General features: G+C 59.0%; 11 protein-coding genes. All 11 read right to left on the bottom strand.

Annotated features, from left to right (window positions below):
- Nucleotides 1–34 precede the first annotated feature (34 nt).
- Nucleotides 35–922, bottom strand: coding sequence for an ROK family protein (locus MUN82_RS03125; RefSeq protein WP_245094916.1), 888 nt, complete (start codon nucleotides 920–922; stop codon nucleotides 35–37).
- Nucleotides 923–1,110: 188 nt separating this feature from the next.
- Complete coding sequence (nagB, locus tag MUN82_RS03120) at nucleotides 1,111–3,030, bottom strand: glucosamine-6-phosphate deaminase (RefSeq protein ID WP_245094914.1); 1,920 nt, start codon at nucleotides 3,028–3,030, stop codon at nucleotides 1,111–1,113.
- Between the two features lie 123 nt (nucleotides 3,031–3,153).
- Complete coding sequence (locus tag MUN82_RS03115; protein ID WP_245094913.1) at nucleotides 3,154–4,404, bottom strand: ROK family transcriptional regulator; 1,251 nt, start codon at nucleotides 4,402–4,404, stop codon at nucleotides 3,154–3,156.
- 172 nt (nucleotides 4,405–4,576) lie between these two features.
- Nucleotides 4,577–5,614, bottom strand: a complete 1,038-nt coding sequence (locus tag MUN82_RS03110) for a sialidase family protein (protein WP_245094912.1) — start codon at nucleotides 5,612–5,614, stop codon at nucleotides 4,577–4,579.
- Between the two features lie 126 nt (nucleotides 5,615–5,740).
- Nucleotides 5,741–8,131: a glycoside hydrolase family 3 N-terminal domain-containing protein gene (locus MUN82_RS03105; protein ID WP_245094911.1), complete on the bottom strand. Its 2,391-nt coding sequence runs from the start codon at nucleotides 8,129–8,131 to the stop codon at nucleotides 5,741–5,743.
- 161 nt (nucleotides 8,132–8,292) lie between these two features.
- Entirely contained in the window at nucleotides 8,293–10,173 is a 1,881-nt protein-coding gene (locus MUN82_RS03100; RefSeq protein WP_245094909.1) for a beta-galactosidase, read from the bottom strand.
- Nucleotides 10,174–10,368: 195 nt separating this feature from the next.
- Complete coding sequence (locus tag MUN82_RS03095) at nucleotides 10,369–11,814, bottom strand: alpha-L-fucosidase (RefSeq protein ID WP_245094908.1); 1,446 nt, start codon at nucleotides 11,812–11,814, stop codon at nucleotides 10,369–10,371.
- 177 nt (nucleotides 11,815–11,991) lie between these two features.
- Nucleotides 11,992–14,574: a M1 family metallopeptidase gene (locus tag MUN82_RS03090; RefSeq protein ID WP_245094906.1), complete on the bottom strand. Its 2,583-nt coding sequence runs from the start codon at nucleotides 14,572–14,574 to the stop codon at nucleotides 11,992–11,994.
- A 133-nt stretch (nucleotides 14,575–14,707) separates the two neighbouring features.
- Nucleotides 14,708–15,985 (bottom strand): threonine ammonia-lyase IlvA, encoded by a 1,278-nt coding sequence (gene ilvA / locus MUN82_RS03085; RefSeq protein WP_245094904.1) that lies wholly within the window; start codon nucleotides 15,983–15,985, stop codon nucleotides 14,708–14,710.
- A 211-nt stretch (nucleotides 15,986–16,196) separates the two neighbouring features.
- On the bottom strand, nucleotides 16,197–16,946 hold the full coding sequence (locus tag MUN82_RS03080; protein ID WP_245094902.1) for a class I SAM-dependent methyltransferase: 750 nt from the start codon (nucleotides 16,944–16,946) through the stop codon (nucleotides 16,197–16,199).
- 84 nt (nucleotides 16,947–17,030) lie between these two features.
- On the bottom strand, nucleotides 17,031–18,089 hold the full coding sequence (gene ilvC, locus MUN82_RS03075; RefSeq protein WP_245094900.1) for a ketol-acid reductoisomerase: 1,059 nt from the start codon (nucleotides 18,087–18,089) through the stop codon (nucleotides 17,031–17,033).
- Between the last annotated feature and the right edge of the window lie 24 nt (nucleotides 18,090–18,113).

Below are 18,113 nucleotides of genomic sequence, written 5' to 3'. Positions count from 1 at the left end.
GGTGTATGGATTGAGAATAAGGCTGAATAGACGGTTAAAGGGGCAGTGTTTGGGGAGTAGCGGGGCTAAGATCCTGCTTCATTTTGCACAGGGCCGCGGCGCCCAGCACGGCCGCGTTGCGCAGCTTGGAGGGTGCTACCACCAAGCGGTCGGTTACTAGGCGGAAGGGAAACTCGCGGATGCTGGCTTCCATGGCCTCCCGAAAAAACTCGTAGCAGTGGCTCACCGATCCGCCCAGGAAAATGGCTTCCGGCGCCAGCGTGTGCAGAATCATTTTGATGACGTTGCCCAGGTGGCGGCCGTAGCTGGCCAACGCCTCCAGAGCGCGGGCGTCGCCGGTGCGGGCCTGGGCGTGCAGGGCGCCTCCCTCTTGCTGGTACTGCTGCACGAAAAACTTGCCGCTGCAATAGTCCTCCACGGTTTTGTCGAGGTAGGGCAGGCAGCCGAACTCGCCGGCGCTGGACAGCACGCCGGCGTGCAGGTCGTGGTTGATGATGATGCCCGCGCCCAGCCCTGTGCCCAGCGTAATACCCACCAGGTTGGCGTAGGGCTGGCCCTGGCCGAAGATCTTTTCGCCCACGGCAAAGGCATTGGCATCATTGGTCATATACACGGGCTGCGCGAAGTGGGCGGCGAGGTGCTCCTTCAGCCGCACTTCCCGCCATGAGGGGATATTCTGCACGTTGTGCACTACGCCCTGCTGCTCGTCTACCAGCCCTGGCACGCCAATACCAATACCGGCTACGTCGGCCGTATCCAGCATCAGTTGAATATGCCGCACCAGTTCCCCCAGAATCTGCTCCTGTGGTGCCTGCGCCGAGGTTTCGAAGCGGACTTCGTGTACAATCTGCCCATCCTGCACCACGCCGATGTGCACCTTGGTGCCCCCGATGTCGATGCCGATGTAGTTGGTGTAGGTCATTCTATTTACTTCTGCGCGCCTACCCGAAAGCGGCCTGCTGTGTGCGTGTAGCGGAAAGTTTCACCGTTTGTCTTGCTCCTGTCATCCTGAGCCTGCGAAGGACCTTATCACGTGAAAACAAGTCGTTGTTACGTGATAAGGTCCTTCGCAAGCTCAGGATGACAGGAGTAAGAAACTACCCTACCCCCTTAAAAATGCCAGCGCACGAAGGCCTCCATGGCCTCGTAATCAGCTAGGCCTAGGTTGTCGTATTGCAAGGCAGTTTCGCGGTTACGCTGCTCGGCGCGCACCCAGAACTCGCGGGAGTCGTCGCCGGGGAATACGGGCGTGTCTTTCTGGCTTTGGTGCTTGAAGATGGCGTTGCGCTTGCGAATCACCTCCAGCGGCGACAGGGGCACGGCCATTTCAATCTCGTAGGGCTTAAACTCGTGCCAGGCGCCGCGGTACATCCACACCCAGCAATCCTGCACCCAGTCCTCGGTCTGCTTCAGGCGGCGCAACGACTCAGCTATAATATTGAAGCACACAATATGGGTACCGTTGGGGTCGGCAAAGTCGCCAGCCACGAATACCTGGTGAGGCTTCACCTGTTGCAACAGCTCCATGGTCAGCTCAATGTCGGCGTCCGTTACGGGGTACTTCGACGTTTTGCCCGACTCGTAGAAGGGTAGGGCCTGGAAGTGAATGTGGCTGTCGGGCAGACCGGCGTAGCGGGCGCCCGCAATAGCCTCGCTCTTCCGGATATAGCTCTTCACGTTCCGAATCTCCTGCGTATCCACCTGGTTGGGCTGCTTCTGCTGGATAAACTGGCGCATGTTGTCGTACACCGTTTGCAGCTCGCTGCTGTCGCGACCCAGGCTGTTTTCTAGGTCAATGGCAAACTCCATGTAGCGCAGCACGTCGTCGTCCCACACCGCGGTATTGCCCGAGGTCTGATACGCCACGTGCACATCGTGGCCCTGGTCGATGAGGCGGATAAAGGTACCACCCATTGAAATCACGTCGTCGTCGGGGTGGGGCGAGAATACGATGCTGCGCTTTTTCTCGGGTAGGGCGCGCTCGGGGCGCTGCGAGTCGTCGGCGCCAGGCTTGCCGCCGGGCCATCCCGTGATGGTGTGCTGCAGCTTATTGAAAATGTGAATGTTGATGTTGTAGGCGGGGCCGCGCTCCGTGACCAGCTGGGCCATGCCGTTGTTGTTGTAGTCCTCTTCTGTGAGCTTGAGGATGGGCTTGCGCAGGGTGTTCGACAGCCAAATCACGGCCTTCTTGATCAGCATTTCATCCCATATGCAGTCCTTCACCAGCCAGGGCGTGTCAAAGCGCGTCAGCTCCGATGCGGCGTCGGCGTCCAGTACAAACTCCACGTTGTCGGCCAGTTGCAGGTAGGTAGCCGGCACCTCACCCGACACCTCGCCTTCCACCGCTTTCTTAATGATGGGCGCTTTCTTGCCGCTCCAGGCCATCAGGATAATCTCACGGGCCTTGAAGATGGTGCCGATGCCCATGGTAATGGCCTTGGTGGGCACATTTTCCTTACCGCCGAAGTCGCGGGAGGCGTCGCGGCGCGTGAGGTCGTCCAGCGTCACCAGGCGCGTGCCCGAGTTGGGCGCCGAGCCGGGTTCGTTGAAGCCTACGTGGCCAGTGCGGCCAATGCCCAGAATCTGCAAATCCAGCCCGCCTGCTTCCTCAATCTGCCGCTCGTAGTTCAGGCAAAACGTCACTACCTCCTCCAGCGCCAGCGTGCCGTCGGGGATGTGAATGTTTTCCCGCTTGATGTCGATGTGGTCGAACAGGTTTTCGTTCATGAACGTGACATAGCTCTGCGGCGCGTCGGGCTGCATAGGGTAGTACTCATCCAGATTGAAGGTCACCACGTTCTGAAAGCTCAGGCCCTCTTCCTTGTGCAGGCGCACCAGCTCCTCGTACACGCCTACCGGGGTAGCACCGGTGGCCAGGCCTAGCACGGCCTGCTCGCCGGCCTCCTGCTTGCGCCGGATAAGCCGCGCAATGCGCTCGGCCACCTTCACGGAGGCAATCTGCTTATCGGGGTAAACGGTTACCAGCAGCTTCTCAAAACGAGTTTCTTCGAGTAGGTTTAATCGTGCCATAAGCGGTGTAGGTGAGGGGGTAGAAGGGTTGTTAGGCGGTTGGAGGTTGCGGGACGGAGCGGTAAAACTTGAAAGAAGGCGGTAAGCAGGTAGGTAAAGCGGAGCAAGGCTGCTAATTTTTAATCACACAGAGTCCAAATGCGTTTCGAATACGTTTTCCATGACCGTGGCCACGGAGCCCAGAATCATAGCGTCGCGGCCTAGCTCCGATACTACAATGCGGGTGTTTTCGCGCAGCTGCTTCATGCAGTAGATGGTAATGGCTTGTTGGATGGCGGGCACCACAAAGGGCTTGGCCTGCGCAATCTCGCCACCCAGAATAATCAGCTCGGGGTTGAACAATTGAATCAGGATGGCAATGCCTTTGCCCAAATTCAGCCCTACCTCGGCCAAGATGTTGATGGCAAACTGGTCGCCATCGTGGGCGGCACGGATGACCTGCTCTACTTCCAGCTGGTCTATTTCGGTTTCCGACAGGGCTTGCAGCTGCGTGTTTTCGCCGGCCCGGATGCCCTCCTGGGCGTTGCGTACGAGGGCGCTACCCGAGGCCACGGTTTCCAGGCAGCCGCGCTTGCCGCAGTGGCACAGGCGGCCATCCTCTACCAGCGGAATGTGCCCAAACTCGCCGGCAAAGCCCGAAGCGCCGCTGCGCAGCTTGCCGTCCAAGATCATGCCCAGGCCCACACCCCAGTCCATGGACAGCACCAGCACGTCGCGGCGGCCGTGGGCCAGTCCAAAGCGGTATTCGGCCAGGGTAGCACTTTTCACGTCGTTCTGGATGTACACGGACTTGCCAAACTTACGCTCCAGTAACAACTGCAACGACTCGGCCGCTCCCGGCACACGCAGATACGTGTGGTTGTTGCCCTCCTTGGAGGCTACCAGACCTGGCATATTAATGCCTACCCCAATTAATTTCTCTGGGTCGATGCCCGACGCCTCAATTAGTCGCGTGGCCTGCTCGTGCACTTGGTCCACGGCTTGCAGGTCCTGCGTCACCTCAATCGGGAAGGTCTGCACACCAGTGACGGGGCTGTTGTTATTATCGAAAATAGCTAAGCGTGCCTTGTACTTCTCCATGTGGATACTCAAGACAAACAGCGACTTATCCCGTAAACCGTACAGCTCCGGCTTGCGCCCACCAATGGATTTGCCCCTACCCTGCTTTTCCACCAAGCCCTCGGCAATCAGCTCGTTCAGCATGGCCGTGGAGGTGGGCGCGCTGATCTGAAAACGCCCGCAGATGTCGGCGGTGGTCTTAGCACCCTTTACATACAGGTGCTTCACAATCTTAAGCTTCTGCACGTATTTGCGCCGTTCCACATTATTCAGCCCGGCCAGAAAGGTATCCTCCAAGGCTAATAGTGAACTCATGCTAGCGCGCTTCTTATGATTGGTGTCTCAAGAAGCTTACTTTTTTCAACAAGTCAAAGGACTTTACTAAAAATTTAATAAAAGATTATCTGATAGAAAGAAAAAATAGCGAAACGTACTGCTTCGATAAGCTCAGCAGGACATTCTACTAGTTATAAAGTAAAGTTGCCACCTATTTCCCTCCACCCTGCAACACCACGTGCTTGATGTTTTTGCGGTCGTAGGTGTAGGTGATGTGCACGCGGCCGTCGCGGGTCTGGATGATGGCGGGGTAGCTGTATTCCTCTTTGTCGCCGTTTTCGAGTACGGCCACGTCGTTCCACTTCTGGCCATCCCGCGACTGCGCCACGCGCAGCTTGCCGCGGCCGTTGAACCAGTCCTTGCCCGGCACGTCGGGGTTGTAGACAATAAGCTGAGAGCCGTCGCGCAGGGTTACGGCGTCGGTGCCAGAGTTGGGATTCAACAGGGTGGTTTTCGACAGCTTGCCCCAGGTATTGCCGTTGTCAGTAGACCAAGCCTGCACCACGCTACCCTGCTTGCTGCGGCACAGCAGCTGCAGTCGGCCACCGGAATAGCGCAAAATGCTGGGCTGAATAACATCCAGCGCCGAGGCCGTGTCTACGGGAATACGCTGCCAGGTCTGGCCGCGGTCCGTCGATTTTTCGAGGTGCACTTTCCAGCGGTCCGTCGTTTCCTCCACGCTGGATGGGGACAGGATCGTGCCGTTGGCCAACTGAACAGGCTTGTTTTTGATGGGCCCCAGAATACCCGACGGCAAGCGGCGCGCCGTGGTCCAGGTCTTTCCCTCGTCGGACGAGGTTTGCACCATACCCCACCATTCGCGCGGGTTGGGGCCTACTTTATAGAATAGCAACAGCTTGCCCTGCTGCTCCCTGAATAGCACCGGATTCCAGGTAGGGTAGCGCAGTGTGTCGTTTACTACCCCCGTCGCCACGCTTTTTGGTCTCGACACCTGGCCCTGCTTATCGATGGTTGCCAGCCAGATAGCCACGTCCTTTTGCCCCTCACCCGAGCCGCCAAAGCAGGATACCAGCAGCTTACCGTCTGATACCTCCACCAGCGTGGAGGCGTGGCATTGCCGGAACGGTGGATCCGGAAACAGCACTTCTTCCTTCATCTTCACCCAATTAGACTGAGCCGAGACGGATAGGGGTAGCAAGATGGCGGCGAGAAGAAGGTGCTTTTTCATAGCTTGAAATAGAGACACAAAATGTTGTATCTCGTCGTTGCTGTAGCCGGTCTACTTTAAGTTGATTCGTTACGCACAATTCGCCTACCGGTCCGACGCCTCCGACGTCCGACCGGTAGGCGCCATCTACTGCGCGGCCGACAGCCGAATGGGCTGCTTCACTTCAAAATCAGCTTTCAACCGGATATCCTCCGATGAGGCCCCTACCATCACGGTGAAGGCGCCGGGCTCTACCACCCATTCCATCTTCGGGTTCAGTAGCTTCAGGTCTTCGGCAGTTAGCTCAAAGGTTACTTCCCGCTGCTCACCAGCTTTTAAGGTGATGCGCTGAAATTTCTTGAGCTGCTTAGCGGGCGTGACGGTGGAGCTTACTTTATCATTCAGATAAAGCTGTACCACTTCGTCGCCGGGTCGGGTGCTGGTGTTTTTCACGGTGCAACGCACCTGCACGCGCACGGCGCCATTGCTTTCCGCGGGGGAGGCTACTTGCAGACCGGAGTAAGCAAACGTGCTGTAGCTCAAGCCGTGGCCGAAGCTATAGAGCGGCTTGGCGTCCATCTCCACATAGTCGTGCTTAGCGGGGCTTTTGAAGTTGTAGTACACCGGCAGCTGACCCACGCTTTTCGGTACTGAGATGGGTAGGCGGCCAGCGGGGTTGTAGTCGCCAAACAGTACGTCGGCCACGGCATTGCCGCCTTCCTGACCGGGGTACCACGCGTCTACCATAGCCGGCACGTGCGCCGCCAGCCAATTCAGGTTCAGCGGCCTACCCTTAATGAGCACTACCACCACCGGCGTGCCGGTAGCGGCCACGGCCTGCACCAGCTGTAGCTGCTTGCCTAGCAAATCCAGCGTAGCGCGGTCGTAGCCCTCGCCGCTTTCCATGTCGCTGATGGGCTGATTGCTCTTGGCCGCCGTCACGGTGGCGGCGCCGGTGCTTTGGTATTCGGTTTTGAAGTCGCGGGCGCTGGAGCCACCCAGCACCACCACGGCTACCTGCGCCTGCTTGGCCGCCGCCACAGCCGCTGCAATGTCGGCCGTGGTGGTGTCGCGAATGGCGCAGCCTTGCACATAGGTGACCTGCGTGCCCTTGGCTACTTTGGCCCGGATGCCTTCCAATACCGTCACCACGTTTTCGTCGGGTTGGGGTGCGGTGTAGTCGCCTAGCTGGTTGTACATGTTGTCGGCATTGGGGCCGATGACGGCAATGCGTTGCAGGGTTTTGCTGAGGGGTAGGGCGTTCTGCTCGTTTTTCAACAGCACAATGGACTCGCGGGCTACCTGACGGGCCAGGGCCACGTGGGCGGGTGTTTTCACCTGCCGGCCTGCCTTCTTGGCATCGACGTACGGATTCTCAAACAGGCCCATGTCAAACTTGAGGCGCAGCACCCGGCTCACGGCCCGGTCCAGCACCTCCGCCGACACCAGCTTTTGGTCGATGGCCGCGTGCAGGGCCTTGTCGTAGCCGTAGCTGCTTAGGTCGCTGTCGAGGCCGGCGTTGAGGGCCATTGCCATTGCCTCGGCGGGTGTGGCCGCCACGTGGTGGTTGCCCATCACGCCTATTACGCTATTCAAATCCGACACCACAAAGCCCTGAAAGCCCCAGCGGTGGCGCAGCAGATCGGTCAGCAGCCACTCGTTGGCCGAGCACGGCACGCCGTCGATGGAGTTGTAGGCCGCCATCACCGACAAGGCCCCCGCCCCCACCGCCGCCCGAAATGGGGGTAGGAAACTCTGATACAGCTCGCGCTGGCCAGTGCTGATGCTGCCGCCGTTGTGGCCACCCTCGGGCACGCCGTAGGCCGTGAAGTGCTTGAGCGTGGACACGATGTTGGCGCCGCTTTTCAAATTATCGCCCTGAAAGCCCTGCACCATCGCCACGCCCATCTGGCCATTGAGCACGGGGTCTTCGCCATAAGTTTCTTCTACCCGCGACCAGCGCGGCTCCCGCGCTAAATCCAGCACCGGCCCGTAGCCAATATGGGCGCCCTGCGCCCGCGCCTCGGTGGCAATGGCCGCCGCCATCTGCCGGATCAGGGCCGGGTTCCAGGTGCTGCTTTGCCCGATGGAGGTAGGGAATACCGTGGTGCCAATGGCCATGTGGCCATGCGGGCACTCTTCGGCCAGCAGCAGCGGAATGCCCAGGCGGGTGCGTTCCACGGTGTACTTTTGCAGGGCGTTGGTGGCCTCGGCGGCCAGGGTCGGGTTCAGGCCGGTTTTCAGAGTTTTCTGAGTCCAGGGGTCGGCGCGCAGGGTGGCCCACAGGGCACCGATGTGGCGCTCGTCTATGGCCTTGCGGTAGGCGGCGCTGGTGCCCACGCGCTGGCCGTTCTTCTCGTACATCTCCCAGCCTAGCAGCGTGCCCAGCTGGCCTACCTTCTCCTCCACCGTCATGCGTCCCAGCAGGTCTTTCACGCGTGCTTCGGTGGCGGCGTTGCGGTCTTTATAAAGAGGTTTTTGTGCAACTGCCGGGACTACGCTAAATAAGCTGAGGCTGAAGAGAATGGGTTTTAACATGTTGGGGGGTAGAAGTAAGAAAGGATATTTTGCCGGGTCGCTGTAAAGACGCATCCCTGCGTCTTGGCATTGAACGATTCGGGCGCCGGACGTTCAACGCCAAGACGTGAGGAGTCCAGATTTCTACGCGGGCATTCAACGGCACACGCAAGGATGCGTCTCTACGGCGCAGGGCGGGTTGCCGATTTCACGGACTGCAATTGATCCAGAATCGGCTTATCGACGGTTTTCAGGGCTTGCTGCGGCGTGTCGTTTTGCTGCTCTAGTATCACCACCTCGTTCTGGCCTTTCTTGAGCCAGCAGCCGGGTACGTAGAGGGTTTGCTGAGGACCTATCTTCCAGTAGCGGCCCAGGTGGTGACCGTTCACGAACACGATGCCCTTGCCCCAACCGCGCATGTCCAGAAACGTGTCGCCGGGCTGCTTTACCTCAAAGCTGGCCGTGTAGAGGGTAGGACGGCCGGCTTTGTTTTTGGTAGCGTAGCGCGTCAGGTCGGGCACCTTGTCGAAGGGCAGTTTGTATATCTGCCAGTCGCCGGTAAGGGCCGCGCCACCGAGCGTCACGGGCTCGATGATGCCTTTAGTGTTGTGCACAATCTCGGCGCCGTAGTTGATGCGGCCCATGTTTTCAACCAGCAATTCCAGCGTACCATTGGCCGGAATCTGCACGTCCAGTTCGTATTTATTCTGCTGGCGGTTCAGCGTCCCTACCCGTTTGCCATTCACGTACACGGTGGCGTAATCGCGCAGGCCGGGCACCTGCAACGTGCCGCGGGCAGACTGCGCAAACCGCCGGCTGTATAGCACGTAGCCGTGGCCCTGGTTCAACTCCTCAAACGATAGTGGCTGGGCACTTACAATGGGCTGCATGCCGCTTTTCAGGTCAAACAACTCCACCGTTTTGTTCAGGATAATGTCGGGTATGGTTACTACGGGCAGCGGGGCGGGCACGGCCGGCACGCGGTACTTCACGTACTGCTGCATCAGTGCCCGCACAGCGGTGTATTTGGGCGTAGCCCAACCCGGCTCGCTGATGAGGGCGTCGTAGTCGTAGCTGGTAATGTCGGGCTGAATGTCGTGCTCTTTGTTGTAGTTGGCGCCCGAGGTGAAGCCAAAGTTGGTGCCGCCGTGCACCATGTAAAAGTTGAAGTTGACACCGTTTTTCAGGTAGGTTTCCACCTGCTTGGTCACCTGCTCGGTGGGCACGCGCACAAACGGCTCACCCCAATGGTCGAGCCAGCCGGGGTAGTACTCAGCCACCATATAGGGGCCTTTGCCGCCGTGGTACTGGTTCACAGCTGTTTTCAGAGCCTCCACGTTGCCCTCGCCGTTGGCGGTGGGTAGGGCGCCCGGCGTGGCGCCGCCTTCAAAAAGCCCTGCCGCATCGGAGGTAAAAAACGGTCCTTCAAAACCGGCTTCGGTCAGCTGCTGCTTGATGGCGGCGTTGTACTTCCGGTGCTCTTCCAGCGGAATATCCTTGCGCTGGTCCACGTACGAGCCAAACTCATTCTCCACCTGGGTCATGATGATGGGGCCGCCTTTACTCACCTGCAAGCCCTTCACCTGCGCGGCCAGCTTGTTGATGTAGACCCGGCACGAATCCAGAAACGGCTGGTTGTTGGCCCGAATTACCAGGTCTTTATTCTTCTGCAACCACCAGGGGTAGCCCCCAAACTCCCACTCGGCGCAGGCATACGGCCCCGGCCGCAGTATCACAAACAGGCCTTCCTGTTGCGCCGTTTTGATAAACTGCGCCACGTTGCGGCTGTCGGTTTTGAAGTCCCACACACCGGGCGCGGTGTTGTGGTAGTTCCAGAATACGTAGGTAGCTACCGTGTTCAGTCCCAGCGCCTTCATCATCTTCAGCCGGTGCCGCCAGTAGGGCTGCGGCACGCGGGCGTAGTGCATCTCCCCGGAGTGAATCTGGGTAGGCTTGCCGTCGTACAGAAACTGCCCCTTTTTTATCTCGAACGTGTGCTTTTTCTGCGCCTGGGTGGACAGGCTGGCGAGCAGCAGGAGGACGAGCAGGCAGCGGGGGAGCATGGGGTGGGGCATGGCAGGGCGTTCTGACGATTCACCTCACCCCCCGGTCCTCTCCCCGAGAAAGGAGCAGAGGAGCCGAGAGGAAATCAAGAGTTACTGAATCAGAAATACTATTCAAAATTTAATACTCAGCCGTTCATCGTCTGGCTTCCCCTCTCCTGTTGAGAGGGGCCGGGGGGTGAGGCGAATCGTTGTTTACTCCGCCGCGTAGGCAAAGGCCAGCGCGGGATAGGTGCCCGCTTGCTTGGCAAGGGAGCTGGGTAGGGCCACCGTTACCTTGTCGCCAGTACGCGTCCATTTCACCGATTTGCCGGTTTGCAGCAGCGTCATTTTGCTACCCTTCTTGGGCGTGTTGCCGGTCCAGGCGATGGTGGTGGGAGCCGCTTTGTCTTCGGGCAGGAGGGCAATGGCGTAGCGCGTGCCTTTTTTGCCCTGCGTAAAGTAGGTGCTACCGTCCTGGTAGCGGTCGGTGGCGCGGGTGCTGTAGATGGCGTCGCCGTTCACATCCAGCCACTTGCCAATGGCCGTAAGGCGCGTCACGGCTTCGTTGTCCAGCGTACCGTCGGGCTTAGGGCCTACCCCCAGCAGCAGGCTACCGCCCTTGGCAACCACTTCTACCAGGGAGTGAATGACTTTGGTGGGCGACTTGTACTTGTCGTTCGGCACGTAGCCCCAGTTGTTGGCCAGTGTGAGGCAGCTTTCCCAGGGGTTGTCAATCTTGTGGTCGGGCACGCGCTGCTCGGGCGTCTGGTAGTTCTCGTAGGGACCGTGCACGGTGCGGTCCACCATCAGCAGGCCAGGCTGGGCCTGACGGGCCATAGTAGCAATGCGGGGCATATCTACTTCCTGGCTGAACTCCGGAATGGGGGCGCCCCAGGCCCGTACTTCGTCGGTTACGGTTTCGCGGGGGCGCACCCAGCCGCCATCCAGCCACAGAATATCCATGGCGCCGTAGTCGTGCATCAGCTCACTTATCTGATTGTAGGTGAACTCCTTGTACTTATCCCACCGCCACGGAAACTTCTTGATGTCGTAGTTGACGTTGCGGTTGGGCGTGGCGTACTTCGACCACCAGAAGTCCTGCGAATGCCAGTCGGGCTTCGAGAAGTAGGCTCCAATCATGAAGTCCTGCTTCCGAAAGGCGTCGAAAATGTACTTGGCCACGTTGGCCTTGGGGTTGCCCTTGAACGGGCCGTTGGTAATCTTGAAATCCGACTGCTTGGTGTCGAACATATTGAACCCGTCGTGGTGCTTGGTGGTGAACACCAGGTAGCGCATGCCGGCTTTTTTGGCCACGCTGGCCCATTGCTCGGGGTTGAAGTTCACCGGATTGAAGTCCTTGCTCAGGCCCCAGTACCACTTTTTGTAGTCGTTGTAGGCCACAGTGCTGTCGCGCTCCACCCAATCCTCGGAGCATAGCTGCCACGATTCAATAATGCCCGGCACCGCGTACAACCCCCAATGCAGAATCAACCCAAACTTCTGGTCCTGCCACTTGTCCAGCTTTTTCTTCACCAGCGGATCAGTGGGTGCTTCATACAGCGTGGATTGCTGGTGGACGCCTTGCTCCTGGGCTTGCCCGGCACGGGCACAAAGCACAGAAAGAGAGGCCAGAGCCAGCGTACGGGTAAATAGATTCATAGAGAAGGGTGGTTGAATTGCGGGCAAAAAGTGGCGAAGCGAAATCTATACATTTCACCTACTTGCTTCCAATATAGCGAAGCGTTGCAATAAAGTATTGCTAAAATCAAAAATGTGCGCGCAAACGCACCGTATATGTGCGCAAACAACCCTAAATTAGCTATCCATAAAAGGCTGTTACTGACCAGCCGCAGCACTACCTTTTTCGCCTATCAACTTCTCAGCCCGAAACACGTTGTCGGCCGCCTGCAACACCTTCGCTTTCAGCTTCGGATTGTAGGTAGGATGCGCTTGCAAAAAGCTGCGAATAGTGGCGGCCGCAGTCGGCGTTTGGTACCAACGAAACGTAGCTTGCAGCCAGCTTTGCGGAAAGAAAATGTCGCCAGTTTGCTGAATTTCTTCGAGCAGCGCTAGGCTCTGCGGCAGGTATTTTTCGGAGGTAGCGGCGCGCAGCGGGTGGTGCAGGTAGCCCAGCGCCGAGAGCACCCAGGCTTCCTTTTGGCGGTTCTTGTCCTCGGCCAGGCCCGCAAAAAAGCCATCCCGCGTGGCTACATCATCCGACAGCGCTGGCAACAGATACTGCAAGCGCAGGCGGCGGTCGGGGTTTTGAATGCGCTGAAGCTGGGTTTGCAGGATTTGCTGGTGGCCGGGGTAGGCGCGCAGGGCCAGCGCGGCGGCCAGGTCGGTGTAGTCGTCTTCGGAGAGTTTCACGCCAGCGGGCGGCTGTTTGGTTTGCCAGATAGTGTGCAGCCGGTCCTGCGCGGCCTGGCTCAGGGTAATGCTGGCATAGGTCTTAAACAACTGCTTTTTCTTGTTCGGGGCGTCTACCTGCTGCATGGCCTGCCACAACTCCGATTCCAGGGTAGCGGCCAGGGTAGGGCGCTGGGCCGGCGGCGTGAAGCGCCAGAACACTGTGGTAAGCTGATCGAGCAATAGGTTCAAGTTCAGTTCCTCCGACTCCTGCGCCAGCAGCGGCCGCACCAGCATCAGCAGCTGCGCGGGCGATACAGCCCGGCCAGACAACATATTCTCTGTGAGGTTGATATACGCGGCGGCACGCATCACCGGGCTTTGCAGTTGCCCCAGGTAGGGCATACTTTGCGCATCTACCGGAAACAGCCCATACCCCTGCCCCGACGAGTTGAACAAGATAAAGCGCGGCGCGGGCTTGCCCTCCGCTTCGCGCACACGCACCTTGTCGGCGCGCATGTCCACGGTCAGTTCTTCCACGTGGTCGGCGTACACCAGGGCTACCTCAAACTGCTGCGGCCACACGCGGCGGCTGCCGTCCTCGCCTTTTTGGTCGATGTTGAAGCGCTTGATCTTGCCGTTTTGCACGCGTAGCCAGTAGTCGAACTGCGGGCGGCCGGGCTCGTTCACCCATACTTTGTTCCAGGCTTGCAGGTCGGTGGGCGTACGCTCGTCGAGGATATGGATGAGGTCAGGCCAGGTGGCGTTGTGGTAGGCGTAGCGTTTGAGGTAGGCGCGCAGGCCGTCGCGGAAGGCCTCCTGACCCATCAGCCGCTCCAACTGGCGCATCATAATGGGCGCTTTGTGGTAGATGATGTTGCCGTAGAGCGAGCCGGCATCCTGCAAATTATCCAGCGGCTGCCGGATGGGATTTGCCCCGGCTGTGCGGTCCACGGCGTAGGCGGCGGGGTAGTGGTCGGTGAGAAACTTCAGGTCGAAATTGCCATCAGGCTGGGTCACGACGCTGATTTTGTCGGCCATGAAGTTGGCAAATACCTCTTTGGTCCACACGTCGTCGAACCAACGCATGGTCACCAAATCGCCAAACCACATGTGAGCCGTTTCGTGGGCCAGCAGGTTGGCGCGGGCGTTCAGCTGGTCGCGGGTGGCGCCTTCGTCCAGAAATAGCGTACTGGCCTTGTAGTCGATGGCGCCTGCGTGCTCCATGCCGCCGTACTGGAAATCGGGCAGTGCCGCAAAATCGAACTTGCGGAAGGGGTAGGGAATCTGCGTGTATTCCGTCAGGAACTTCAGCGCTCCGGCCTGAATATCGAAAATCGGCCCCAGGCTCCGGCTGATTTTCTCTTGGTCGGTTTCGCGGTAGTAGAGGTGCATGGGCCGACCGTCGGGCTGGCGCGCGGTGTGCCGGAACTTACCCGCCACGAAGGCAAACAGGTAGGTACTGATGGTATCGGACGGCTGAAAGCGGTAGGTTTGCCGCGCCCCTACCCTGCTCGAATCGGCCACCGGCCCGTTGGCCACGGCCTGCCACTCGGTGGGCACCGTGAGCGTGAGGTGAAACACGGCCTTCACATCGGGCTGATCGAAGCACGGGAAAACCGTGCGGGCGCGGTCGGGCACGAGCAGCGTGTAGAGATACTCCGGGTTGCGGTTCAGCGACAAGTTCCCAGCCGTGAATTCGATGGCCACGCGGTTCTCCCCTACCCGCAAAGCTGCCGCAGGAATGACCAAGTGCTCCTGCTGCACCGTCAGCGGCTGCGGTTGACCATTCACGGTAATGCGGCCCACGTGGTCGGACTTTTCCTTAAAATCGAGTTGCAACGGCGCCGCGTTGTCGAGCAGCTGAAACGTGATTTCCTCCGTGGCCGGAATGGGCGCCGTCACCTGCGGCGGCACGTTGAAATGCAGTTTGTATGCCACTTGCCGCAGTACCCGCGTCCGGTGCTGCGCCAGCTCCTGCGAAACGCCAGTGGTAATGGCCGGCCCTTGCGCGTGGCCGAGAGTAGACAAAAAAGGAAGCAGTAGCAGCAGGTGTTTTGCGGAGAGCATAGCAGGCGTTGTTTCCGCCGAAAGTACGGTAACCATGCTAAAACTAGCGCTATAGAACTAGCTCCCCTCCCTTTTTAAGGAGGGGAGCTAGTTCTATAGCGCTAGTTTCTTTACGGGCGCGTGCAACTTCCCCCTACACCAGCAAAGCCAGGAAATCGGGTTTGCCGTTAAGGTATTCGTAGCCGAAGCCTTCTTCCACCATTCGGATCTTAATTAGCTCTTCGTCACCGGGTTGCTTCACCTCGATACCCACGAAGACCGGACCTTTTTCCTTGTTGTTTTTCTTGATGTACTGAAAGTGAATGATGTCTTGCTCGGGTTGCAGCACGTTGTTCACGAAGGTGCGCAGGGCGCCGGGGCGCTGGTTGAAGGTCACCATGAAGTAGTGCTTGAGGCCCTGGAAGCGCAGCGCACGCTCCTTGATATCCTCCATGCGGGTGATATCGTTGTTGGAGCCGCTGATGATGCACACCACGTTTTTGCCGCGGATTTCATCGGCGTACTGGCGCAGGGCCGCGATGCTGAGCGTGCCGGCAAGCTCCAGCACGATGCCTTCCTCGTTGTACATCTTCAGCAAGTCGGCGCACACCTGACCCTCGGGCACCAGCACCACATCGTCGAGCAGCTCGCGGCAGAGTTGGAAGGTTAGCTCACCGGGGCACTTCACGGCTGCTCCATCCACAAAGCTTTCGATGGTTTCCAAAGCGCGCCGCTCCTGGTGCACTTTGATGGAATCGTGCATGGAAGGCGCCCCGGCTGGCTGCACACCAATGAGCTTGGTGTGCGGACTCAACTGCCGAAACACGCTCCCTACCCCCGAGGCCAACCCGCCGCCACCAATCGGCATAAAGCAGTAGTCGATGGAGTAAGTGGCTTGCTGCAACACCTCCAGCCCTACCGTTGCCTGGCCCGCCACAATGGCCGGGTCGTCGAACGGGTGCACAAAGGTGTAGTCGTGGGCGTCACAGAAGGCTTTGGCTTCGTGGTAGGTATCGTCGAAGGTAGCGCCGCAGAGCACAACTTCTACTTGGTCTTTCCCAAACAACCGCACCTTATCCACCTTTTGAGCGGGCGTGTTGGCCGGCATGAAAATGTAGCCGCGCACGCCCAAAAGGTGGCAGGCGTGGGCCACTCCCTGGGCATGGTTGCCAGCCGAAGCACACACCACCTCCCTACCCCCCGACGCGGGCGGCAGCGTCGCCATCTTGTTGTAGGCTCCCCGAATCTTGTAGGAGCGCACCACCTGCAAATCTTCGCGTTTCAGATACACCGCAGCTTCGTAGGTACGTGAGAGCCACAAGTTTTGCAGCAGCGGTGTCTTCAGAATCACGCCTTCCAGCGTGCGCGCCGCTTGCTGTACGTGTTCGAGGGTGACGACCGTAGCGGGGATGGAAGTGGCAGGTTCTTGCATGAGAAATCAATAATAAAAGATAGCGGCCCACAGGCTGCGTCGGTGCTTCTGGCGCGGGGCTATGCCCCGTGTCTACTATTCGCAGGCCTCTGGCCTGCTGCCGTCTGCACCGCTCGGCACAAACATTAGCACAAGCAAATCGTTCTGGCGGGCAGGCCAGAGGCCTGCGAATTGTAAACACGGGGCATAGCCCCGCGCCAGTACAACCGCGTCATTTCTGCGCTACCACGCGCAGGCGTTTGTAGTCAGCCACCCATTGGCCGTCCTGGAACAGCACCGGACGCAACTCATCATTGACAGCCGCCAGGATATCGGCTTGCTCCTCGGCTCCTACTCCCGCAAAGAAGTTGGCGCCAAACTGCTGAATCCAATCGGTTAGGCCGGTTTCTGGATCAGCAAGTGGGGTAGGCCGGTCGTAGTGCTGCACGAGTTGCACCCGGAAGCCGTGTTGCTCTAGCAGCGTGGCGTACTGGCCGGGCGAGGGGAAGTACCACCACTCGGCTTGAATGTGCGTGTGGCCGCGCTGGTGCAGGTGGCGCAACAGCGCATTGGTAATCTGCGCCACGTTGCCTTTGCCTCCAAACTCCGCCACGAGGCGGCCGCCCGGCTTCAGGTGCTGTTGCATTTGCTGTACAACAGCAGCGGCAGCAGGCATCCAGTGCAGCGCGGCATTGGAGAAGATGGCATCAAAGCGCTCCGGCAGCGCAAAGCTAGCCCCATCCCCTACCCGAAAGTCGAGGGTAGGAAACTGCTCGCGAGCTTTGGCAATCATGCTGGCCGAGGCATCCAATCCAATAACCACAGCGTCCGCAGCGACTATCCGCTGCGTCAGCTCGCCGGAACCACAGCCCAGATCTAGGATCAGCTCCCCTGGCTTCGGGGCCAACAAGTCCAGCAGCCCCGCGCCGTAATGAAAGACAAAGGCGTGCTTTTGGCTGTAGGTGTCAGCGTTCCACTGCATGGTTTCTATAACTCTCAAACTAGAATTAGAAGCTAGTTCCCCTCCTTAGCTGAGGAGGGGAACTAGCTTCTACCTCTGGTTTCCTTACGCCTCTACGTTCGTCGTATTCGAGCGCAGCTCGCGCACGCGGGCGCCGGTTTGCCACAGCTCCGACTCGCGTACTTCTTTCAGCTCCTCTTGCAGCTTCTCGCGGTAGTCGGGGGTAGAGCCGCGCTCGATGGTGCGCTTGGCTTCGGCACCCGAGGCCACGCTGTCATACAGCTCGTTGAGTACGGGCAGGGTAGCTTCGCGGAACTTGCCTTTCCAGTCGAGGGCACCACGCTGGGCCGTCACGGAGCAGTTGGCAAACATCCAGTCCATGCCGTTTTCGCCTACCAGCGGCACCAGGCTCTGGGTCAGCTCTTCTACGGTTTCGTTGAAGGCCTCGGAGGGCGAGTGGCCGCGCTGGCGCAGCACCTGGTATTGCGCCTCGATGATGCCAGCCAGAGCACCCATCAGCACGCCACGCTCGCCGGTGAGGTCGGAGTATACTTCCTTCTTGAAGTCGGTCTGGAACAGGTAGCCCGAGCCTACCCCGATGCCCAGGGCCGTGGCCTTGGTGAAAGCTTCACCGCTAGCATCCTGGAACACAGCAAACGACGAGTTCAACCCGCCACCGGCCACAAACAGGCGACGCAGGCTGGTGCCACTACCCTTGGGCGCTACCAGAATCACGTCGATATCCTTGGGTGGTACGATGCCGGTTTGGTCGTTGAAGGTTACGCCGAAGCCGTGCGAGAAATAGAGGGTTTTGCCGGGCGTCAATTTTTCCTTGATAGCAGGCCACAGCGCAATCTGACCAGCGTCGGAGAGCAAGTAGCACACAATAGTACCGCGCTCGGCGGCTTCTTCCAGCCCAAACAGCGTTTCGCCGGGCACCCAGCCATCTTCCACCGCCTTCTGCCACGATGCCGAATCCTCACGCTGACCCACAATCACGTTGAAGCCGTTATCGCGCAGGTTCAGGGCCTGGCCGGGACCCTGCACACCGTAGCCGAGTACGGCAATGGTTTCGTCTTTCAGGAACTCCTGCGCTTTAAACAGCGGAAATTCGTCGCGGGTGATTACAGTTTCGTCGACGCCGCCAAAGTTGATGGTTGCCATGTGTGAAATGTTGAGTGTTAAGGG

The sequence above is a fragment of the Hymenobacter aerilatus genome, assembly GCF_022921095.1.
Lineage (GTDB): Bacteria > Bacteroidota > Bacteroidia > Cytophagales > Hymenobacteraceae > Hymenobacter > Hymenobacter aerilatus.
The sequence above is the reverse complement of the archived record's forward strand: the minus strand, read 5'-3'. Positions and strand labels throughout refer to the sequence as shown.